The organism is Pseudooceanicola sp. NS-SX8, assembly GCF_057380755.1.
Window position 1 is genome coordinate 4,194,995 of record NZ_CM170819.1, and the last position, 21,265, is coordinate 4,216,259.

Sequence of the window (21,265 nt, forward strand, 5' to 3'; positions counted from 1 at the left end):
CCACAGGGGCCCGAGGTTGTCAGGAGCGCGCGGGGAGCGATGTTGAAATTTCACAATTCCGCCAATTTCTGCCGAAATTTTGGACAGATAGGGCTGTTGCCGCCAGGGAGCCGTGCAACTGCGATGGTCCGGTGCGGCCCGGGCGGGGGCGCGGGGGGCCTGACGGCGCCTGCCTGGGCTGCTGGTCGCGGCCCCTGCCCCTCCGCCAGGCCAGGAAAAAGGGGGCCATGAAAAAGGGGGCCCGAAGGCCCCCTTTCCCGTCATTTCCGCGGTGCGGCAGATTACATCATGCCGCCCATGCCGCCCATGCCGCCCATGTCGGGCATGCCACCGGCAGGCGCGCCATCCTTGGCGGGCTTGTCGGCAACCATGGCTTCGGTGGTGATCAGCAGGCCGGCGATGGAAGCAGCGTCTTCCAGCGCGGTGCGGGTCACCTTGGCGGGGTCGATCACACCGAAGGCGAACATGTCGCCGTATTCTTCGGTCTGAGCGTTGAAGCCGAACTTCAGATCGTCGGATTCCTTGATCTTGCCGGCCACGACAGCGCCGTCGACGCCTGCGTTTTCAGCGATCTGGCGCAGCGGCGCTTCCAGCGCGTTGCGGACGATCTTGATGCCTGCGTCCTGGTCGGAGTTTGCACCGGTCAGCCCTTCGAGAGCCTTGGTGCCCTGGACCAGAGCGACGCCACCGCCGACGACGATGCCTTCCTGGACAGCGGCGCGGGTTGCGTTCAGGGCGTCATCGACGCGGTCCTTGCGCTCTTTCACTTCGACTTCGGTCAGGCCACCGACGCGGATGACGGCAACACCGCCTGCCAGCTTGGCAACGCGTTCCTGCAGCTTCTCACGGTCGTAGTCGGAGGTGGTTTCCTCGATCTGGGTACGGATCTGGGAAACGCGGGCCTCGATTTCGGCCTTGTCGCCAGCACCGTCGACGATGGTGGTTTCGTCCTTGGTGATGGTGATGGTCTTGGCGGTGCCCAGCATGTCCATGGTGACATTTTCGAGCTTCATGCCGAGGTCTTCGGAGATGACCTGGCCGCCGGTCAGGATCGCGATGTCCTGCAGCATGGCCTTGCGACGATCACCGAAGCCCGGTGCCTTGACGGCAGCGATCTTCAGGCCGCCACGCAGCTTGTTCACGACGAGGGTCGCCAGGGCTTCGCCCTCGACGTCTTCGGCGATGATCAGCAGCGGCTTCTGGGACTGGATGACCTGCTCCAGCAGCGGGACGAGCGGCTGCAGGGAGGAGAGCTTCTTCTCGTGCAGCAGCACGAGGCAGTCGTCCAGCTCTGCGACCATCTTGTCGGCGTTGGTCACGAAGTAGGGGGAGAGGTAGCCGCGGTCGAACTGCATGCCTTCGACGACTTCGACTTCGGTTTCCATGCCCTTGTTTTCTTCGACGGTGATGACGCCGTCGTTGCCAACTTTCTGCATGGCTTCGGCGATCATCTTGCCGATGGCGTCTTCGCCGTTGGCGGAGATGGTGCCGACCTGGGCAACTTCACCGGAGTCGTTCACCGGGCGTGCCGCGTCCTTGATCGCCGCGACGACCTTGGCGGTTGCCAGGTCGATGCCGCGCTTCAGGTCCATCGGGTTCATGCCCGCTGCGACCGACTTCATGCCTTCCTTGACGATGGCTTGCGCCAGCACGGTTGCGGTGGTGGTACCGTCACCGGCTTCGTCGTTGGTGCGGGAAGCGACTTCCTTCACCATCTGGGCGCCCATGTTCTCGAACTTGTCTTCCAGTTCGATTTCCTTGGCGACCGAGACACCGTCCTTGGTGATGCGGGGCGCACCGAAGGATTTGTCGAGAACCACGTTGCGGCCTTTCGGGCCCAGGGTCACCTTCACCGCATCGGCGAGGATGTTCACACCCTTCAGCATCTTGTTGCGTGCGTCGGTGCTGAATTTGACGTCCTTGGCAGACATATCGTCTCTCCTGACTATTCGTTGATTTTAAAGGGAAGCGTTGGGTCTTCTCACCGATCCGGGGATCAGGAGATGATGCCCATGATGTCGCTTTCCTTCATGATCAGCAGTTCCTTGCCTTCGAGGGTGATCTCGGTACCGGACCACTTGCCGAAGAGAACGCGATCGCCTTCCTTCACGGACATGGCGATGAGCTCGCCGCTGTCCTTGCGGGCGCCCTCGCCCACGGCGACGATCATGCCCTCGGCGGGCTTTTCCTTGGCGCTATCGGGGATGATCAGGCCGCCGGCGGTCTTAGCTTCGCTTTCGACGCGCTCGACGAGCACACGGTCATGCAGCGGTTTGAATGCCATCTTCGAGGCTCCTTGGCTCAAAGTTTTCTATCCCTGGCCCGCCCGGAGGCGGGTATTAGCACTCAGCTCTCCCGAGTGCTAACGGCACGGAGATAGGCAAGCCCCGTGAGTGAGTCAACAAGGGCCTTCCAGAAAATTTGGAAGCCCGAGGCCGAAATTGAAGGGGTCCGGAGGATTGCCCGGCAATTGCCCGGCGTTTCGGCGGAGCCCGGCGCAGGGCGCGGCCGGGACCGGCGGGAGATGGCCCAGTGAAGGCGCGGGGGGAGGGGCGTGGGGGAGGCAGGTTGGCGGGCGGGGCGCGGGGGAAGGTGGGTTGGCACCCACCCTACGGCGGTGTCCTTCAGGCCTCTTCGCCCGCGCCCTCTGCCCGGCCCTTTTCGGTCAGGTCATAGACCCCGGTGGCGATCTTTTCGAACCAGCCATAGTGGTTGTCACGCATCAGGGTGGTCGCACGATCAACACCGGTGGCTTTTTTCACCATCGCGCCCCGGGATGCCCCCTGTTGAGAAAGATAAACAGCGCAACGCACCGCATCCTGCCGGTAGGCGGTGACGATCTGTCCCGCCGCCCCGCCCCGGTTCGGATCCCCGTCGCGCCGCTGGAATTCCCGCAGCAGCCGACCGGCCCGGGCCCTGACCCGGCGGGGCGCATAGGGCCCGGGATCGCACTGCGCCTCCACGAAGCCGTCCTTCAGCCGGACGGTGAGCAGACCCAGCCCCAGCCGCCGACAGAGCGCAACATGGCGCGCCAGGGTCTTGCGCCCCTTCACCTGCGGAATGGCAAGGTAGACAAAATCGGTGATCTTCAGCCGTTCCAGCGCCTGGTTCAGCAGCTGCAGGGACATCGCCAGCTTCAGTTCGACGATCACCGGATCGGGATCATCGGCGCGCAGGCCCACCACGTCGGCCCCCGCCACTTCGGCCTTTACCTCGTAGCCCTGCCCCTGGAGGAAGGCCTTCACGGGCGGGTAGAGATCTGTCTCCTGCGGGGCTTTCATGAGCAAGGCTTAGCCGCCGCCCCCGCCCGCGGCAAGCATTCACCGAAATGCCGCATTGCAGCGGGTGACAGGGCCGTGCGCGGCCACTATAACACGGCCGAAATTGCCACTTTCCAAGGACGGATGCATTCCATGACGATCAAGGTCTTCGGCCACAAATCCCCCGACACCGATTCCACCGGCTCCCCGCTGATCTGGGCCTGGTACCTGTCCGAAGTGAAGGGCACCCCGGCCGAGGCAAAGCTGCTGGGCACGCCGAACACCGAAGCGGCCTTCGTGGTGGAGAAATGGGGCTTCGACACGCCGGAAATCATCGCCGAGGTGAGCGCGGAAGATGACGTGGTCATCGTCGACACCAACAACCCGGCAGAGCTGCCGGCGGCGATCAACGATGCCAACGTCATCCAGATCATCGACCACCACAAGCTGACCGGCGGGCTGGAAACCAAGGGCCCGATCGACATCACGATCAAGCCGCTCGCCTGCACCGCCACCATCATGTACGACCTGATGGGCGAGGATGCGGCGAAGATGCCCGACAACATCAAGGGCGCGATGCTGTCCTGCATCCTGTCCGACACGCTGGAATTCCGCTCCCCCACCACCACCGACCACGACAAGGCCCTGGCGCTGAAACTGGCGTCGGAACTGAACCTGGATGTCACCGCCTATGCGTCGGAGATGTTCGAGGCGAAGTCCGATATCTCCGCCTTCTCGGACGCCGAGCTGATCCGCATGGACAGCAAGGAATACGCCGTCGACGGCACCAAGTTCCGCGTCTCCGTGCTGGAAACCACCGCGCCGAAGCTGGTGCTGGACCGCAAGGCGTCGATCATGGAGAGCTTCAAGGCCGTGGAAGCCGAGGATGGCGTCGACCAGGTGCTGCTGTTCGTCGTGGACATCCTGAACGAGGAAGCCACCCTCTTCGTGCCCAACGAGCTGGTGAAGACCGTGGCCGAGAAGAGCTTTGGCGCGACGGTCGAGGGTGACCAGGTGGTGCTGCCGGGCGTGATGTCGCGCAAGAAGCAGATCATCCCGGCGCTGAAGGTCTGAGGACCGCAGGGCATGTGGCGCCGGGCCGGAAGGCCCGGCCATGAAGACGCAAAAGGCGCCCCGCAGGGCGCCTTTTTCATTTGGATCAGGGCCAAGTCGGGCCGCGCGGGCCCGCTCAGGCCTGCACCGGGATCCCCACCCGGCGGCGGTAGATCACCAGCGCGCAGAGCGCGCAGCAGGCCAGCACGACGGCATAGACCAGGAAGGTCGTGGCAAAGCCGAAGTGCGACACCAGCGGCAGGCTGACGAAGGGGGAGATGAACTGCCCGAGGAAGATCGCCATGGTCAGCGCCCCCGCGGCCATGCCCCGGCGCGACGCCGGCGCCAGTTCCAGCGCGACGGAGAGCATGGTGGGGAAGATCAGCCCCGCGCCCGAGCCCATGATCAGGATCGAGCCCGCCGCCGGCGCCAGGTGCTGCGCGAAGCTGAGCACGACGAAGGCCAGCGCCATCAGGCCGAAGCCCAGCCCCATGATCCGCGCCCGGCCCAGCCAGTGGCGCAGCCGCCCGTAGGTGAGCGAGGTCATCCCCGCCGCGAAGGTCATGGACACCATCAGCAGCGCCGCCGAGCCCGGGTCGTCATAGCCGATGGTGGGCAGGTAGAAGGCCGATTGCGTCGGCACGATGTAGAAGGTGACGAAGGTCAGCGCCCCCAGGATCACGCTGGCGACCAGCAGGCCGACCCAGCCCGGCTCGCCACTGCTGCCCGGGACCGCGCCATGGGCGCCCGCCCCGCTGCGGTCCGGCTCCGTCAGGGCGATCACCAGGAAGGGCAGGAAGAGCAGCGCCACGCCGTAGAGCATGAAGGGCAGGAAGGGCCCGTGGTTGGCCAGCCAGCCCGCGCAGGCGATCAGGATCAGCCCCCCGAAGTTGGTGGCCGCCATCTGCAGGCCCATGAAGCGGCCTCGGACCTCCCCTTCGAAGTAGTCGCCGACCAGCGCGGTCTGCGCCGTCATGATCATCGCCACCCCCAGGCCCAGGATCAGGCGGCTGGCAAACAGCATGTACATGTCCGGCAGCCAGAACCCGGCGGAGCCGCAGATGCCGAAGATCCCCACCCCCAGCAGCAGCTGCCGCCGCCGGCCGAAGCGGTCGGCCAGCATGCCCGCGAAGGGCGCGAAGAGCGCCACCAGAAGCGAGGGCGCCGCGACCAGCAGCCGGGTGAGGAGTTCGACGTTGGGCGTTTCGGAATAGGCGTCCTGAATGCCGGGCAGCGCGGGGCTGATGATGGCATTGGACATGACAGTGAGCGTCGACGACAGCAGCAGGGCCACTGCGCGACGGTCCCGGAAGATGGACCACATGGGAGAGCTACCTTCGAAGTGAAGAGTGTGACGGGAAGCTACGGAGAGCTGGGAGGCTGTAGGGGAAATTTACAATTTACAAAATCTGTAATCTGTAGGAAACGGATTGGCAAGGGGGACCGCCGGGAGACTGATATGCCGAGAACGGGACTGTCAGCGGATGAGCTGAAACGACGCGCGGTGGAGATCGCCCACGAACGGATCACCGCCCTGGGCTATGAAAAGCTGCGGGTGACGGATGTCGCGGCGGAGCTGGGGATCAGCCATGCCGCGCTCTACAGCCACTTTTCCGACAAGGCGGGGCTACTGGATGCGGTGGTGCGGCACTGGCTGTCCTGCACCGCGTCCGAGCTGGCGCGCATCGTCGACACGCCCGGCAGCGCAGAGGACCGGCTGGCGAACTGGCTGGTCGGGCGCCTGCGTCTGAAACGGGCCACGGCGCGCCGCGACCCGCATCTGTATGAGGCCTATTGCGCCGCGACCAGCCGCCTGCGCCCCGTGGTCCAGTCCTACCTGGATCAGACCCTGGTCCTTCTGGCGCGGCTGCTGGAGGACGCGGTGCCGGGGCTGTCGGGCCCGCAGGCGGAAGAGGCCGCGGATATGCTGCGCTCCGCCATGGCCGCCTACAGCTATCCCCAGCTGGTGATCGATTACATCGACGTCCCGGATGCGGCGATGGAGGCACAGCTGCGCGACATGCTGGACTGCCTGCTGCGCGGCCTGCGGGCGCGGGTGGCGGAGGCCGGCTGACCGGACGCAGGCGTATCGCAAAGCTTTCCTGCGCCCGGCGAACCTGCTCTACCTGTGCGCATCACAGATGGAGGAGATTTCAATGACCCAGGGTTTCGACACGCTGCAGATTCACGCGGGCACCGAACCGGATCCGGCCACCGGCGCGCGACAGGTTCCGATCTACCAGACCACGGCCTACGTCTTTCGCGACGCCGATCATGCCGCCGCGCTCTTCAACCTGCAGGAAGTGGGCTTCATCTACTCCCGCCTGACCAACCCGACGGTGGCCGCGCTGCAAAACCGCATCGCGGCGCTGGAGGGCGGCGCGGGGGCTGTCTGCTGCTCCTCCGGGCATGCGGCGCAGATCATGGCGCTGTTTCCGCTGATGGCGCCGGGGTGCAACATCGTGGCCTCCAACCGGCTTTACGGCGGGACGATCACGCAGTTCAGCCAGACCTTCAAGCGCTTCGGCTGGTCCTGCACCTTCGTCGATCTGGATGACGAGGCCGCGGTGGCCGCCGCCATCGACGACAACACCCGCGCGATCTTTTGCGAGACGATCGCCAATCCCGGCGGCTATGTCACCGACATCCCGGCCATGGCCAGGATCGCCGATGCGGCGGGGATCCCGCTGATCGTCGACAACACCTCTGCCACCCCGGCGCTGGCGCGGCCGATCGAGATGGGGGCGACGCTGGTGGTGCATTCGATGACGAAGTACCTGACCGGCAATGGCACGGTCACCGGTGGCTGCGTGGTGGATTCGGGGAAATTCGACTGGTCCGCCAGCGACAAGTTCCCCTCGCTGTCTGCGCCCGAGCCTGCCTACCACGGGCTGACCTTCCACGAGACCTTCGGCGCGCTGGCCTTCACCTTCCATTCCATCGCCATCGGGCTGCGGGATCTGGGCATGACCCTGAACCCGCAGGCGGCGCATTACACGCTGATGGGGATCGAGACGCTGTCGCTGCGCATGGCGAAGCACGTGGCCAATGCGCGGGCCCTGGCGGAGTGGATGGAAGCCGATCCGCGCATTGATGAGGTCACCTGGCCCGGCCTGCCGTCGAGCCCCTACCATGCCCGCGCACAGCAGATCGTGCCGCAGGGGGCCGGGGCGCTTTTCACCGTGGCGGTGAAAGGCGGCTTCGAGGCCTGCGTGAAACTGGTGGGGGCGCTGAAGCTGTTCAGCCACGTGGCGAACCTGGGCGACACCCGGTCGCTGATCATCCATTCCGCATCGACCACGCACCGGCAGCTGACCGAGGACCAGCAGCGCGCCGCCGGGGCCGCGCCGGAGGTGGTGCGCCTGTCGATCGGGACGGAAGACGTGGCGGACCTGATCGCGGACATGGACCAGGCGCTGACGGTGGCGACCGCCTGACGCGACGCCAGGCCCTGAACCGGGACCTGAACCGGCGCCGGGTTCCGCCAACAGCCGGGCTTCAGGCCCGTTCGAGCAAATCGAGGAAGGCGCGGGTGGCGAGGCGCGCCCGCGCCTGCAGCTTTTCCTCGCCGGGCAGATCCAGCGTGCCGATCACCCGGCGCAGCTGCGCATCCCCCGTCAACAGGGTGAGGTAGAGATCCGCCGCCGCCTCTGCCCGGGCGATGCCGGCGCCCTGCAGGACAGGCACCAGCCGCCGCAGCAGCGCCTGGCGCCCGGTATCGGCCAGGGCCTGCGCCAGCGGCCCCCCGGGCGTCACCGCCGCGGCCCGCAGGAGGGAGATCACCCCCTCCCCCAGCAGATGCGACAGGACCCGGACGCCGATGTCGCAAAGCATCTCTTCGAGGGGACCTTCGGGAGGATCCTGCGGCAAGGCCAGGGCATCGGCCTGACGCCGGACAATTGCCAGGCAGAGCCCCTCCTTGTTGCCGTACCAGCGATAGAGCGTCTGGTTGGAGGCCCGGGCCGCCCGCGCGACCGAGAGCATCGACATGCCGCCATAGCCCTTTTCGGCCAGCAGGCGGGCCGCGATCCCCTCTACCTCCGCCCGTCGAGCGTCATCGGATGTCCGCGCCATGAAATTACCCCCGAAATCACCCGCCAGAAGCCGCCTAGGAAGCTCCCGCAGGGAAGGGTACATCCGTGTACACCAACTGCGAAATGGGCCAAAGGTCCCGGTCCGGGCAGGTCGCGGTGGGGTAGGATCGGGCAGCATCAGGACCGGCCGAGGGCAAGGGGCGTACAGGTCTGTACGCCTGTCGGAATTTAGGAATACGGGGGCGATTTCGCTGCACATCTCGGGCCAATCTCGGCGCAGGTGCCCGCTCTGTCCCCTTCCCGCCCCCTTCCCCGCCGCCTTTGCGGGACAGCTCTGCCCAGAAGGCGCGCGCAACCGCTGCGAAAGTGACAATCGGATGACGCAAGCCCACGGCGGGCAACTACCTCTGGCCCGCCCAGTCCTTCTGCGCCATATGTAGCGAAACGCCCCAAGCCAGCGGAGCCTACATGACCCGGATCGTCCCGACCCTTGCCGAAATCGCCGCCGATTACGATGCCTTCTTCGTCGATCTGTGGGGCTGCGTGCACAACGGCGTCACCGCCTTCCCCGATGCGGTGACCGCACTGCAGAAGGTCCGCGCCATGGGCAAGCACGTGGTCCTGGTGACCAATTCGCCCCGCCCGCGCGCCCAGGTGGAAATCCAGCTGGAGAAGTTCGGCGTGCCCACCGACGCCTGGGACACGATCGCCACCTCGGGCGACAGCGCCCGCGCCGCCATGTACAACGGCATCGTCGGCAACAAGGTGTTCCACATCGGCGAACCGCATGACGACCCGTTCTTCCACCCCCTGCACATCCAGGAAAACCCGGTGGAAATCACCCGCGTGCCGCTGGACGAGGCAGAGGGCATCGTCTGCACCGGCCCGTTCGACGCCATGGCCGACCCGGAGGTGCTGCGCCCGGAACTGCTGCTGGCCAAGACCCGGGGGCTGAAGCTGCTCTGCGCCAACCCCGACATCATCGTCGACCGTGGCGAGGTGCGCGAATGGTGCGCGGGCGCCGTCGCCAAGCTCTATTCCGAGATGGGGGGCGAAAGCCTCTACTTCGGCAAGCCGCATCCGCCGATCTACGACCTGGCCAAGATGCGCCTGGCGCAGATCGGCACCGTGCCCGCAGACAGCCGCATCCTGGCCATCGGGGACGGGATCCACACCGATATCCAGGGCGGCCTGGGGGAAGGCATCGACACGCTGTTCATCACCGGCGGGCTGGCACTGGAGGAGACCAGGACCACTGATCAGCCGGATCCCGCCGCGCTGGAGGCCTTCATCGAGGCACAGCAGATGACCCCGACCTACGCCATCGGCTTCCTGCGCTGAGGCGCGCCACCACGACAAGACGCGCGACGACAGGCCCCACCGGGGCCTGTTTTCGTTTCGGCATCCCGTGCAGGCAGGCCAGAGACCGCGGCGCGCCTCCGGCCTTGCTTTCGCATTCGCAGCGTAATATTATTTCCCAGCCGACGCGACGTTGGCCAGTTTATTACACTCCGGATTCGCGGCCTCAGCCAACCGCCCAGGCCGGGGACCGGACCGGGCCACCGGATGGAGGGGTGAATGTTGGACAATTTCCCGCGCGGCACGATCTGCATCGAGGATATCGAGATGGGCATGACCCGCCACCTGCGCAAACAGGTGACGGACGAGGATATCGAGATGTTCGCCCAGGTCTCCACCGACCGGAACCCGGTGCATCTGGATGATGCCTATGCCCGGGACACCATCTTCGAGGGGCGCATCGCCCATGGCATGCTGACCGCCGGTCTGATCTCTGCCGTGATCGGGGAGCAGCTGCCGGGCCACGGCACGGTCTACATGGGCCAGACGCTGAAATTCCTCGCCCCCGTGCGGCCCGGCGACATGGTAACGGCCGAGGTCGAAGTGATCGACATCGACCACGCCAAACGCCGGGTGAAGCTGGATTGCCGCTGCGTGGTGGAGGGCAAGAAGGTGCTGATGGGCGAGGCCATGGTACTGGCGCCGTCGCGCAAGTTCGACTGAGGAAGGGGGCTTTGCCCCCCGCTGCGCTCCCCCCAGAGTATTTTCAGCCATCGAATGGGAGAAAGAACGCGGCCGCCCGGCGGGACGCAACCCGCTTCCATTCGACGGCCACAAATACTCCCGCCGGAGGCAACGCGCCGCAGGCGCGTCCCCTGCTGCCGGCCCTCTTCCCGGGGCCGCCGCTGGACAGCCCGGGCGTTTCGCGCAAGATGGCGCCATGCCCGATCTGCCCCTTCCCGAGCTCAGCCTTCCCAAAGACGCCGCGACCCTGGCGCGCAGCCCCCTGCCCGGCTGGGCGCAGTCGCTGCTGCTGTTCCTGTCGCGGCAGGCGCGGGCGGGGCTTTTCGCCGGGATCATCCTGGCCGCGCTGATCCTGACCGCGCAGGTCTGGCAGCCGGGCTGGGCGCTGGCGCGCTACGACTTCCTGGTGCTGCTGGCCGTGGGGGTGCAGGTACTGCTGATCGCCTGCAAGCTGGAGACCTGGGACGAGGCAAAGGTGATCCTGCTGTTCCACCTGACCGGCACGGTGATGGAGTGGTTCAAGGTCCATGCCGGGTCCTGGTCCTACCCGGAACCGGGGGTGCTGAAGCTCTTCGATGTGCCGCTGTTCACCGGGTTCATGTATGCCAGCGTGGGCAGTTACATCGCGCGGGCCTTCCGGCTGTTCGATGCCGTTTTCGCGCCCTATCCGCCCTTCGGGGCCTCTGTCCTGCTGGCCGTGGCGATCTACGTCAATTTCTTCGCCCATCACTGGCTGCCCGATATCCGGCTGGCGCTTTTCGCCGCCACGCTGCTGCTGTTCGGGCGGACGCGGATGTGGTTCCGGCTGCGCGGCTGGCATTGGATGCCCTTCCCGGTGGCCGCGCTTGCCATCGCCTTTGCACTTTGGGTGGCCGAGAATATCGGCACGTTTTCAGGCACATGGATCTATCACAACCAGCGCGCCTTCCAGTTGGTGCCGCTGTCGAAGATGGGATCGTGGTACCTGCTGTTCTTCGTCAGCTTCGCCACCGTCACGCTGGTGATGCGCCAGAGCCTGCGGCGCGGGCCCTTCAGCCCTTCCAGTGCAGGAAGGCCGCCAGAAGCACCCCGAAAAGCATGATGTTGAAAGCGTAGCCCGCCAGCGCGTTCAGCCACATGTTGCGCCGCCGCCGTGCCGGGTTCCAGGCGGCCACGGCGCGGTCCAGCCTGCGGAACGAGCCGGAGAGCGCGCCCGGGTCCATGCGCACCGCAAGGCGGGGATTTTCCATCTGCGCCCGGGTGTCGAGGATCTTCTGCGCGTCGCGCCGGGCCCCGCGCGGCAGGTCGCGCCCGGCACGGCCCATCAGCTTGTCCAGGGTTCCGCTGCGCAGGGGACGGCGGCCGCCCAGCTTGCGCCGCAGCGCCTTTTCACTGCGCCCGACCTTCCTGTCCAGCTTGTCGGCGGCCATGGCATTGCCCTTTCCATCGTCCGGTGCGGTGCATCCGCAGGGCGCCACCCTAGCACCTCGCCCCGGGCAAGCCAAATCACTTGACCCGCGACGGCGCACTGCAAGGCCGGCCCCTGCAGGAGGCGCTGGCGCCGCGCGGGCCTTCGGGATATGGATCGGCCATGCTGAACACGATCCGCCAGGACGGCCCCGCCGACGCGACACCGCTGCTCATCGCCCACGGGCTTTTCGGTTCGGGGCGGAACTGGGGTGTCATCTCCAAACGCCTCTCTGTCGCGCGGAGCGTCATCGCGGTGGACATGCGCAACCACGGCAGCTCGCCCTGGACCGAGGTGCATGATTATCCCGCCATGGCCGCCGACCTGGCCGAGGTTATCGAGGCCGAGGGCCGGCCCTGCCATGTTCTGGGCCATTCTATGGGGGGCAAGGCCTCCATGGCGCTGGCGCTGAGCCGGCCGAAGCTCGTCTCCCGCCTGATCGTGGCCGATATCGCGCCGGTCGCCTATGGCCACACCCAGCAGGAATTCATCGACGCCATGCGTGCGGTGGACCTGGAGAAGGTCACCCGCCGCTCCGACGCGGAAGAGCAGCTGGCCGCCGCCGGGGTGGAGCGCGCCCTGCAGAGCTTTTTCACCCAGAGCCTTGATGTCACCGGGAAGAAGTGGCGCCTGAACCTGGACACGCTGGAGGCGGAGATGGCCAATGTGCTGTCCTGGCCGGAGGCGCTGACCGGGCCGTTCGAGGGGGAGACGCTGTTCCTGTCGGGCGCCGAGAGCCGCTACGTGAAGCCCGAGTACCGCGAGAAGATCCGCGCGCTTTTCCCGCGATCCCATTTCGCCAAGATCCCCGGCGCCGGCCATTGGCTGCATGCCGAAAAGCCGCGCGAATTCGAAGCGGCCGTGGCCGCCTTCCTCTCTGCCGGGTGAGCCTGGGGGCCTGTCGGTCACATTCCGTAGCGAAAATGGACCGGGCCGGAACCCGGCGTCCTGTCGTTGCGTTGGTTGTCCGTAAAGCGACAACCGGAGGATCGAGATGACCCGCACCACCCTGACCCGCACCGCCGCCTGCCTTGCAGCCCTTCTGGCCCTGTCTGCCTGCGAGACCGTCAAGGGCGCCGGCCAGGACATCCAGAACGCCGGCCAGACGATCGAGGGCGAAGCCGCCGAAACCCAGGCCGAGATGTAAGCCATACGTTCTGGACGGCAGTCCGCGCTGCGCCTAGATTTGCCCGGCGGATCAACATGCTGTCGAGGAACAAGATGATCAGAGTTGCGATTTGCCTGCTGGCGCTGGCCGGGCTTTCGGCCTGCGAGACCGTGAAGGGCGCAGGGCGGGATATCCAGAAGGCCGGCGCCGTGATCGAGGGCGAGGCCAACAAGACCCAAACCAACATGTGACGCCCCTTCCGGGCGTCATACCTACCGGAAACCCAACCGGGAGACCGGTACCGGGCCGGCCGCCGCAGGGCGCGCCGGCCTTTCTTTTGCGCTGCGGTCCTTGGCTTCGGTCCCTTGACTGAGGCGGGGCGGATGAGGCGAGAGGTGGGGGCCTGGTGGCGGTACGGGCAGCGGGGCGGTGGGTCAGGGCGGCGGGGTGAACCCCGCCCTACGGGCCCCGCCACATCATTATGACGTCTGTATCGCGACTGGCGCGACAGGTTGACGGGGCGCAGGGTCGCGCCCCGTGTCGTCTTCAATGGCCTGCGGCGGCGGCCGCCCGTTTCGGGACAGCATCTTCAGCAAGCCGTCCTTCCGTGTTCAGCTCTTTGGCCCGCCGTGGGGCGACATCCGTGCGAGGATATTGGTCTTCAGCACAAACTGCTGATAGAGCGCGCCCCCGACATGGAGCAGGATGAAGGCCCAGAGGAGCTTCGTCATCAGTTCATGCAGCCCACCGGCCGGGCCGACCATCCCGAACCAGGCCACCATGCCGGACACCGGGATCAGCAGCAGCACGGCGTAGAACCCCCAGTGAACGACATGGGCCACCAGCTGCAGCTGTCTGGATTCTTCCTCCGGCAGGGCCGGGGCGCCACGGGTCAGGCGGAGCGCCAGACGCAGCAGGGTCAGGACGAGCACGGCAATGCCGGTGAAGACATGGACAGGGGCCGTCCCGGGATCGGTCAGGGTGCCATCCATCGCCTGATGCCATGCGCGGCCGATGTTCATGTCGAACAGGAGCTGGAAGAAGACGAGCAGCACGATGAGCCAGTGAAGGTAGATCTGCGGTTTGGAGTAGGAGCTTGGCGTGGACATGGGAGACCTGCGGGGCTGTTGGACACTGATACCTTAACGCGGCAGCCTATGGTTTCCGGCGCGACGGATCGGCGCGGGCAGGGGCACCGTAGGGTGGATGCAATCCACCGATCCCGGCCAGGCGGATGCGATCGGTGGATTTCATCCACCCTACGGCTGCGGGAAACCTTGCGTTAACCATGGCCCGGCCAATCTGGGGGCATGTCACGCTACCTTCGCCCCCGCCAGCCCGGCGCCACCATCTTCTTCACCGCGAACCTGCGCCATCGCGGGTCCGACCTGTTGCAGCGGGAGGTCGCGGCGCTGCGCGAGGCGGTCATGGTCGAACGGATGCGCCGCCCCTTCGCCATCGACGCCTGGGTGGTCCTGCCCGATCACATGCATTGCCTCTGGACCCTGCCGGAGGGCGATGCGGATTACCCGGTGCGCTGGCAGGCGATCAAGGCGGAGTTCAGCAAGCGGGTGAAGGACCGGGTGGCGTTAAGCCCCGGGCGCTTGCGGCGCGGCGAGCTGGGGATCTGGCAGCGGCGGTACTGGGAGCACCATATCCGGGGGGATCGGGATTACGAGGCGCACCTCAGCTATTGCTGGGGGAACCCGGTGAAGCATGGGTTGGTGGCGCGGGCGGTGGACTGGCCGTTTTCCTCGATCCATCGGGATATCCGGGAGGGGCGGGTGGAGGCCGATTGGGCAGGCGCGGTACCGGAGGGGAGTTTCGGGGAGCGGGAGGGAGACGGCGGGGTGTTGGTGTAGGGTGGATGCCAATCCACCTTTGGGGAGGAGATGGAGGGTGGATCGGGGTTCGACCTATGCCAATTTCGCCAACAATTCTGCCTCGAAGTGCGCCCAGTGGAACTCGATAAGATCAGAACAAGTCATATCTTTGAGCTCCACCGTCGAAGGCCCATCAGGATGTGCCCTTCTCCCGGCACCACTGCCCACGCCTCTCACAAGACTTCCGACCACCCTTCTCTTCGTCCGATCGAGGGTTTCAGAAGACATTCCGAGAGCAGTACCAAGAATGCGGCCGGGAAAATATCTCTGCTCACCAAACAACCTACGCATGTTCAGGTCGAGATAGCCGAAGCCAAGGAAAGCCACCGTGCTGGCATCCTGCAAGCACGCTGCAGACCTGTCTCCAAATTCGGTCGCCGCGCTTTCGGTGAAAGTTCTGATGCCCTCTGCTGCTTCGCGTAGATACGTCGTTTTAAGTGAGCCAAAGACTTGCGTGTCCGGTGTGAAGCGATACCTCCGTAGCGCGCCATAGGGCCGTATGATTTCCAATTCTGCGATGAGTTTCTCCACTTCCTCATGCGGACGATCAAAGTAGCTCCGGATCGCAAATGCGAGAAACTGCTCTATGCAGCTATCGTAATTGAAACAGATAAATTTGATCCGTTTCAACGCATCGCAGAACTCCTCGTAGCCGCGGCCCGAAACAAGCAGCCAGAAGATCTTTCCCAACCAGCTCCTTCCGGGCGCCGAAGCTCTCAGGGCTGGATTAAGGTCCGTCGGCGACTTCTTGGGTTCTAGAAGTGGTTCGCTGAACGAAATCCTGAACTCTTCACTAGCCCTGTTCCTGTTAGCGAAAAGACTGCTTCGCTTCTCCGCCAAGCTCAAGGCAAGTGCGATCATTGCTTTCCCAGCCATTTTGACTGGCTCGTTCATTTGATGGGTATGAAGAAAGTTGTCTATTGACGGAGCGAGCGCCATGTTTCGCGCCACAAATGTCGTCGCGGCCTGCATTCTGTCGGGCCCTAGGCCCTGCGCTCTTAGGACATCTCGGAGCTCGGCAGGCCCGCTAAAATGGTCGTTACTCCACCGCACTGCCAAACCTTCAATTTGCCCCATGAGTTCCGCGCCGGTCGGCATACCGAATTCGCGGCTGGCGCCAGCCCCGACAATGAAGACAGTATCAGATCCATTCATGCGCGGATGGTATCGACGAATTGCGCGCGTTGTCTATTGCGTAAAGCCATGGTGGATTGGCATCCACCCTACGCCCCTCGGCACCCGTAGGGTGGATGCAATCCACCGTCCAACAGGCCACCGCCCAAACCCACCTCCCCAAACGAAAAACCCGGGCTCTCGCCCGGGTTTCCCTCAATTGTCCATCTTCAGGGCCGAGATGAAGGCCTCCTGCGGGATGTCGACCTTGCCGAACTGGCGCATCTTCTTCTTGCCCGCCTTCTGCTTGTCCAGCAGCTTCCGCTTCCGCGTCGCGTCGCCGCCGTAGCACTTGGCCGTCACGTCCTTGCGCATCGCCGACAGGGTTTCGCGCGCGATCACCTTGCCGCCGATGGCCGCCTGGATCGGGATCTTGAACATGTGACGCGGGATCAGGTCCTTCAGCTTCTCGCACATGGCCCGGCCGCGCATCTCTGCCCGGTCGCGGTGCACCATCATCGACAGCGCATCGACAGGCTCGTCATTCACCAGGATCTGCATCTTCACCAGGTTGTCCTGACGATAGCCCGTCAGGTGGTAGTCGAAGGAGGCATAGCCCTTCGTGACCGATTTCAGCCGGTCGTAGAAGTCGAAGACCACCTCGTTCAGCGGCAGGTCGTAGACCACCAGCGGGCGGGTGCCGGCGTAGGTGAGCTCCTGCTGGATCCCGCGGCGGTCCTGGCAGAGCTTCAGCACGTCGCCCAGGTATTCGTCGGGCACCATGATCGTCGCCTTGATGCGCGGCTCCTCGATATGATCGACATAGGTCATGTCGGGCATGTCGGCGGGGTTGTGCAGCTCCTCCATCGTGCCGTCCTTCATGTGGACGTGGTAGACCACCGAGGGCGCGGTGGTGATCAGCTCGATATCGTATTCGCGTTCCAGGCGGTCGCGGATGACCTCCAGGTGCAGCAGGCCGAGGAAGCCGCAGCGGAAGCCGAAGCCGAGGGCTGCGGAGGTCTCCATCTCGTAGCTGAAGGAGGCGTCGTTCAGGGCCAGTTTCTCGATCGCGTCGCGCAGGTCCTCGAACTCCGCCGAGTCGACGGGGAAGAGGCCGCAGAAGACCACGGGGATCGAGGGTTTGAAGCCCGGCAGCGGGGTTTCGCAGCCCTTCTTCTCGTGCGTGATCGTGTCGCCCACCTTGGTGTCGCGCACCTGCTTGATCGAGGCGGTGATGAAGCCGATCTCACCCGGGCCCAACTCGTCGACGTTCTGCATCGCGGGGCGGAAGACGCCGATCCGGTCGATCTGGTGGATCGTGCCGTTGCGCATGAACTTCACGCGTTCGTTCTTCTTCATCACGCCGTCCATGATGCGGACGAGGACGACAACGCCCAGGTAGGGGTCGTACCAGCTGTCCACCAGCATGGCCTTGAGCGGCGCATCGCGGTCGCCCTTGGGCGCCGGCAGGTGGTGGCAGATCGCCTCGAGCGTTTCGTGGATGCCAAGGCCCGACTTGGCGGAGACCAGCAGCGCCTCGGAGGCGTCGATGCCGATCACGTCCTCGATCTGCTCCTTCACCCGCTCGGGTTCCGAGGCGGGCAGGTCGATCTTGTTCAGCACCGGGATGATCTCGTGATCCGCGTCGATGGCCTGGTAGACATTGGCCAGCGTCTGCGCCTCCACCCCCTGGGTGCTGTCCACCACCAGCAGCGAGCCTTCGACGGCGTGCATGGAGCGGGAGACCTCGTAGGCGAAGTCGACGTGACCGGGGGTGTCGATCAGGTTGAGGATGTAGAGCTCGCCATTGTCGGCGATGTACTCGATCCGCACCGTGTTGGCCTTGATGGTGATCCCGCGCTCGCGTTCGATATCCATCGCGTCGAGCAACTGCTCCTTCATCTCGCGTTCGGAGACGGTGTTGGTGGATTGGATCAACCGGTCGGCCAGGGTGGATTTCCCGTGGTCGATATGGGCGACGATGGAGAAGTTACGGATATGCGCGAGATCGGTCATGATCGGCAGCATATGCGGGGGGAAAGGGCGTTTGGCAAGGGGGCGCGCGCCGGTCCAGCGAAGATGGCGATTGATCCGGGGGATGGAGTGAGGGGTGGGTAGGCGGAGCCCCGGGTTTGCATGCAGGGTTGAGCGAGCGGAGGGCAGCTGTAAGGTGCCAGCAGCAAAGTGAGCAGGCACAGATGAAACCGACAAGTGAAGAGCAATTTCAAATGTGGCTTAAAAAGAAGCCCTCGGCGATCTGCGCCGTGATTGCTCAACGTGCCGCTCTCTATGTCTTGACAAACATTCAGTCAACCAACGGCGGAATGCCGCTTGACGCCAAATCTCAAGCCTTGGCTTTGCGTTGTGCACTAGTCGCTGGGGTTGCGGCTAATGCCTCCTCTGACGAAACAAGGCTCGCGGCAACGTCTGCAAGCGTCTCAGGCGATGCTATCCGAGGAACTGGAATTGGAGCACTTGCAGCAAGTGCCGCTATCGCAGCAAGCGCCGCTGCGGGTGCAAATACAAAACCATCCGTAGAGATCCACACAACCGCCGCAGTTTCCCACGCTGCCGCATGCGCAGCCAGCGTTGCACACGCCAAGGGAGCGGACCCAAAGGACAGGGGCGCAGCAAGAGCAGCAGCATCGAGCCTAAGAGGCTATTTCTTACAAGAGATCTCTTTTGACCATAGCGATGAATCTCTACTAAATGGCCACCTGTCGATATCTGACGGACTATCCCCATTTCATTCGGGAACCGACTATTCTCAAGAAAGGCCATTGCCATTTCCAAGGTCACGTCCATGGTCCTTCTGGTCCCGCTGGTACGAGCGCGCGATGGCGGGCGATCCCCTCCCCTGGGATCTCCAGCGCGCGGTCGCCCTGATCCCCGACGATATCTGGCAGCAAGGCGCCGAAGCCGTGGCCGAAGAGATCGAGAAGATCGAGGCCGCCTACCTCGCCCGCACCACCCAGCTTGCCGAAGACGTCACGCTCAACCGCGAGACCGGTACCTTCTCCGTCGCCCCGCGCCCGCTGGCAAACGTCCCGCTCATCTCGGCGATGCTGTCCCGAACAGAGGATGCGCTGGACGATGCCCTGCACGGACAAAACGGATTACGCGAGGACATGCGCGCAGTGCGGACCCTGCGTCGAACCCATCAGCGCTATGGCAATGACCCGCAGCGGATCGAGCTGGATTACACCTCGGTCGCCATCACCCTGCGCCGCGAGATCCGCGAGACCCACGAACTGGCGGAGACCGAAGACAATCTCGCCCTTTTGGAGGCGGTCGAGGAAGGCGCGCTGGCGATCCGCGCCCAGCATCCGGAGATCGCCGAGAATCGCCTGCGGATCGCCAAGCAGAAGCTGCGGGAGATCGAGAAAGAAGACCTTGCGGTTCTGGAAGCCGTACAGCCAGTGCTCGTGGCCCTGAGCGAAGGTGGGATGGCCGAGGACTTTGCGCGGGACATCCCGCAACTGATCAACGACGCCTTGACACCTGTGCCCTCCGGCGCGCCGCCGCTTCCGGGCTTGGATGAAAGCCTGCGGATCTTCCATCGCACCTCTCGGATGAAGGTCATTATGAACGGATTGGTCGACAAAGGAGCAAGTCTCTTTGACAGCAAGGAGAACAAGGCGATCCGGCTTCTGTTGCAGGGCGTCGGAGGCGTTGGTCTCGCGGTCTCAGGGATCGAACTGATTTGGCGCGTCGTCGAGATTGGCCTCAGGCTTTTCGGCGTCCTCTAAAGCGCAGAGGGCGGCGCCCGCCCGTAGGGTGGATGCAATCCACCGTTACCCCGCCGATCCCGTGAGCGGTGGATTGCATCCACCCTACGCGGCCCACTTCCCGATCAAGGCTGGCACCATGCACTCGGCAATCAGCGCGCCAGCAAAGCAACTTCATTCCAGCGCAACACGACATCACCGATGCGCGCACCCAAGGGACGGTTTGAGTGCCAAACGCGCGCAGCGCGCCGACGCGTCGGGCGAAACCTTTGCCCCCCGCTCCCCCCTCCCCCATCCGACGGCCCGAAATACTCCGGGGGAGTCGCCAGGGGCGACGGGGGCGGAGCCCCCTCCCCGCCCTGCACCCCGGTTCTGCATCCCCGCACCTTGCGCGCCCCTCGACCTGCGCCTAGGTTCGCATCGCGGCCAGTCAGGCCGCTGTTCTCAGGGCGGGGTGAAATTCCCCACCGGCGGTGACAGCCCGCGAGCGCCTTTCGCAACGAAAGGGACAGCAGATCCGGTGGAACTCCGGGGCCGACGGTATAGTCCGGATGGAAGAGAACGGGAGGGCTGCGGCCTGCCCTGGCGATGCCTTTTGGCAAGGCCCGGGCGGGGCTGGCCGTCCCCGACTGCCTTGGGTTGTGCGAAAGGAAAGGACCGCATGACTCTCTCCCCCAACCAGCGCCCCACGCGGGGCGCGATGATGATGATCGGCGCCGGTGCGCTCTTTGCCATCTACAACACCCTTACACAGTACATCGCCATGGGGCTGGGCCTGACCGGGCCCACCATCGCCTTCTGGCAATACCTGACCGCCACCGCCCTGGCCCTGCCCTGGGCGCTGTCGCGATCGCGCGATGCCTGGGCGATGAAACAGCCCTGGCTGCACCTGGCGCGGGCGGGCTGCGCCGTGGCGGGCGTGCAGCTTTGGGTCGCCTCGCTGGCCTTCGTGCCGATCTGGCAGGCCTCGGCGCTGATCCTGCTGTCGCCCTTCTTCGTCACCCTGGGCGCGGCGCTGCTGCTGCGGGAGGCGACGCCGCCGCGCCGCTGGCTGGCAGTGCTGGGCGGGCTGGCGGGGGGCATGATCCTGCTGGCGCCCTGGTCGGATGCCTTCACCCCCGCGGCGCTGATGCCGGTGGGGGCCGCCGCGCTCTGGGCCGGGACCTCGCTTCTGACCAAGCGGATGACGGCGCGGGAAGCCCCCGAGAGCCTGACCCTGCACCTGCTGCTGCTGCTGACGCCGGTGAACGCGGTGCTGGCCGTTCTGGCCCTGCCCGCGGGCGCGGGGCTGGGGGCGCTGCTGCCCGGGGCCTGGGCGCTGGCGCTGCTGGTGCTGGCCGGGGTGATGACGGCGGTGGCGCAATATGCCATCGCCCGGGCCTACAGCCTGGCCGACGCTGGATTCCTGCAGCCCTTCGATCACGTGAAACTGCCGCTGAACGTGGGCCTGGGCTTCCTCGCCTTCGGCTTCGTCCCGCCGGGCAGCATGTGGGCCGGTTCGGCGCTGATCGTCGGAGCATCCTTCTACCTGCTGGATCAGGAGCGGCGCGCGGGCGGCGCGACACAGGCGGCCTGAGGCTGACCCTGGGTCGGTAA

21 protein-coding genes and 1 riboswitch are annotated in these 21,265 nt (G+C 65.3%); of the genes, 12 read left to right on the forward strand and 9 right to left on the reverse strand.

The annotated features are described in order from the left end of the window. Positions 1–281 precede the first annotated feature (281 nt). The 3 genes from groL to AC2IR1_RS19170 form a co-directional block, all read right to left on the reverse strand. Positions 282–1,931 carry a chaperonin GroEL gene (gene groL / locus AC2IR1_RS19160; RefSeq protein WP_486473575.1) on the reverse strand — a complete coding sequence of 550 codons (1,650 nt, stop codon included), beginning with the start codon at positions 1,929–1,931 and terminating at the stop codon, positions 282–284. Positions 1,932–1,996: 65 nt separating this feature from the next. After that, positions 1,997–2,284 (reverse strand): co-chaperone GroES, encoded by a 288-nt coding sequence (gene groES, locus AC2IR1_RS19165; protein ID WP_486473576.1) that lies wholly within the window; start codon positions 2,282–2,284, stop codon positions 1,997–1,999. A gap of 340 nt (positions 2,285–2,624) precedes the next feature. Next, the gene (locus AC2IR1_RS19170) at positions 2,625–3,281 is read right to left on the reverse strand and encodes a DUF2161 domain-containing phosphodiesterase (protein WP_486473577.1); all 657 of its coding nucleotides are present in this window, start codon (positions 3,279–3,281) and stop codon (positions 2,625–2,627) included. A gap of 132 nt (positions 3,282–3,413) precedes the next feature. Between AC2IR1_RS19170 and AC2IR1_RS19175 the strand changes: the two genes are divergently transcribed. Then, positions 3,414–4,334: a manganese-dependent inorganic pyrophosphatase gene (locus tag AC2IR1_RS19175; protein ID WP_486473578.1), complete on the forward strand. Its 921-nt coding sequence runs from the start codon at positions 3,414–3,416 to the stop codon at positions 4,332–4,334. A 115-nt stretch (positions 4,335–4,449) separates the two neighbouring features. On the opposite strand, the gene AC2IR1_RS19180 is transcribed toward AC2IR1_RS19175, so the two are convergent. Further along, on the reverse strand, positions 4,450–5,637 hold the full coding sequence (locus tag AC2IR1_RS19180) for an MFS transporter (RefSeq protein WP_486473579.1): 1,188 nt from the start codon (positions 5,635–5,637) through the stop codon (positions 4,450–4,452). A gap of 135 nt (positions 5,638–5,772) precedes the next feature. Here AC2IR1_RS19180 and AC2IR1_RS19185 point away from each other — a divergent pair, with 135 nt between their 5' ends. Further along, positions 5,773–6,387, forward strand: a complete 615-nt coding sequence (locus tag AC2IR1_RS19185) for a TetR/AcrR family transcriptional regulator (RefSeq protein WP_486473580.1) — start codon at positions 5,773–5,775, stop codon at positions 6,385–6,387. A gap of 82 nt (positions 6,388–6,469) precedes the next feature. Continuing rightward, a complete protein-coding gene (locus tag AC2IR1_RS19190) occupies positions 6,470–7,750 on the forward strand; it encodes an O-acetylhomoserine aminocarboxypropyltransferase/cysteine synthase family protein (protein WP_486473581.1) in 1,281 nt (426 codons plus the stop codon). Positions 7,751–7,811: 61 nt separating this feature from the next. On the opposite strand, the gene AC2IR1_RS19195 is transcribed toward AC2IR1_RS19190, so the two are convergent. Further along, a complete protein-coding gene (locus AC2IR1_RS19195) occupies positions 7,812–8,387 on the reverse strand; it encodes a TetR/AcrR family transcriptional regulator (RefSeq protein WP_486473582.1) in 576 nt (191 codons plus the stop codon). A gap of 428 nt (positions 8,388–8,815) precedes the next feature. Here AC2IR1_RS19195 and AC2IR1_RS19200 point away from each other — a divergent pair, with 428 nt between their 5' ends. From AC2IR1_RS19200 to AC2IR1_RS19210, 3 genes are all read left to right on the forward strand, one after another. Then, positions 8,816–9,688, forward strand: a complete 873-nt coding sequence (locus AC2IR1_RS19200) for a TIGR01459 family HAD-type hydrolase (RefSeq protein WP_486473583.1) — start codon at positions 8,816–8,818, stop codon at positions 9,686–9,688. Positions 9,689–9,925: 237 nt separating this feature from the next. Next, positions 9,926–10,369 (forward strand): MaoC family dehydratase, encoded by a 444-nt coding sequence (locus AC2IR1_RS19205; RefSeq protein ID WP_486473584.1) that lies wholly within the window; start codon positions 9,926–9,928, stop codon positions 10,367–10,369. 217 nt (positions 10,370–10,586) lie between these two features. Next, positions 10,587–11,471, forward strand: a complete 885-nt coding sequence (locus AC2IR1_RS19210) for a DUF817 domain-containing protein (RefSeq protein WP_486473585.1) — start codon at positions 10,587–10,589, stop codon at positions 11,469–11,471. Here AC2IR1_RS19210 and AC2IR1_RS19215 read toward each other — a convergent pair. Then, positions 11,422–11,799: a hypothetical protein gene (locus tag AC2IR1_RS19215; protein ID WP_486473586.1), complete on the reverse strand. Its 378-nt coding sequence runs from the start codon at positions 11,797–11,799 to the stop codon at positions 11,422–11,424. The genes AC2IR1_RS19210 and AC2IR1_RS19215 overlap by 50 nt on opposite strands. Positions 11,800–11,960: 161 nt before the next feature. Here AC2IR1_RS19215 and AC2IR1_RS19220 point away from each other — a divergent pair, with 161 nt between their 5' ends. The 3 genes from AC2IR1_RS19220 (at position 11,961) to AC2IR1_RS19230 (ending at position 13,196) form a co-directional block, all read left to right on the forward strand. After that, the gene (locus AC2IR1_RS19220) at positions 11,961–12,725 is read left to right on the forward strand and encodes an alpha/beta fold hydrolase (RefSeq protein WP_486473587.1); all 765 of its coding nucleotides are present in this window, start codon (positions 11,961–11,963) and stop codon (positions 12,723–12,725) included. A gap of 106 nt (positions 12,726–12,831) precedes the next feature. Next, positions 12,832–12,984, forward strand: coding sequence for an entericidin A/B family lipoprotein (locus AC2IR1_RS19225; RefSeq protein ID WP_486473588.1), 153 nt, complete (start codon positions 12,832–12,834; stop codon positions 12,982–12,984). Between the two features lie 74 nt (positions 12,985–13,058). After that, entirely contained in the window at positions 13,059–13,196 is a 138-nt protein-coding gene (locus AC2IR1_RS19230) for an entericidin A/B family lipoprotein (protein WP_486473589.1), read from the forward strand. Positions 13,197–13,556: 360 nt separating this feature from the next. On the opposite strand, the gene AC2IR1_RS19235 is transcribed toward AC2IR1_RS19230, so the two are convergent. Next, entirely contained in the window at positions 13,557–14,054 is a 498-nt protein-coding gene (locus AC2IR1_RS19235) for a cytochrome b (protein WP_486473590.1), read from the reverse strand. 201 nt (positions 14,055–14,255) lie between these two features. On the opposite strand from AC2IR1_RS19235, the gene AC2IR1_RS19240 reads away from it, so the two are divergent. Continuing rightward, on the forward strand, positions 14,256–14,807 hold the full coding sequence (locus AC2IR1_RS19240) for an REP-associated tyrosine transposase (protein WP_486473591.1): 552 nt from the start codon (positions 14,256–14,258) through the stop codon (positions 14,805–14,807). A gap of 54 nt (positions 14,808–14,861) precedes the next feature. Here the strand turns inward: AC2IR1_RS19240 and AC2IR1_RS19245 are convergent, their stop codons facing one another. Both AC2IR1_RS19245 and lepA read right to left on the reverse strand, forming a co-directional pair. Beyond that, positions 14,862–15,983 carry a hypothetical protein gene (locus tag AC2IR1_RS19245; protein ID WP_486473592.1) on the reverse strand — a complete coding sequence of 374 codons (1,122 nt, stop codon included), beginning with the start codon at positions 15,981–15,983 and terminating at the stop codon, positions 14,862–14,864. 174 nt (positions 15,984–16,157) lie between these two features. Beyond that, positions 16,158–17,957 (reverse strand): translation elongation factor 4, encoded by a 1,800-nt coding sequence (gene lepA, locus AC2IR1_RS19250; RefSeq protein ID WP_486473593.1) that lies wholly within the window; start codon positions 17,955–17,957, stop codon positions 16,158–16,160. Between the two features lie 821 nt (positions 17,958–18,778). Here lepA and AC2IR1_RS19255 point away from each other — a divergent pair. Together AC2IR1_RS19255 and AC2IR1_RS19260 are read left to right on the forward strand one after the other, a co-directional pair. After that, the gene (locus tag AC2IR1_RS19255) at positions 18,779–19,690 is read left to right on the forward strand and encodes a hypothetical protein (RefSeq protein ID WP_486473594.1); all 912 of its coding nucleotides are present in this window, start codon (positions 18,779–18,781) and stop codon (positions 19,688–19,690) included. 415 nt (positions 19,691–20,105) lie between these two features. Continuing rightward, positions 20,106–20,236: riboswitch (FMN riboswitch) on the forward strand. 94 nt (positions 20,237–20,330) lie between these two features. After that, on the forward strand, positions 20,331–21,245 hold the full coding sequence (locus tag AC2IR1_RS19260) for a DMT family transporter (protein ID WP_486473595.1): 915 nt from the start codon (positions 20,331–20,333) through the stop codon (positions 21,243–21,245). Positions 21,246–21,265: the final 20 nt, after the last annotated feature.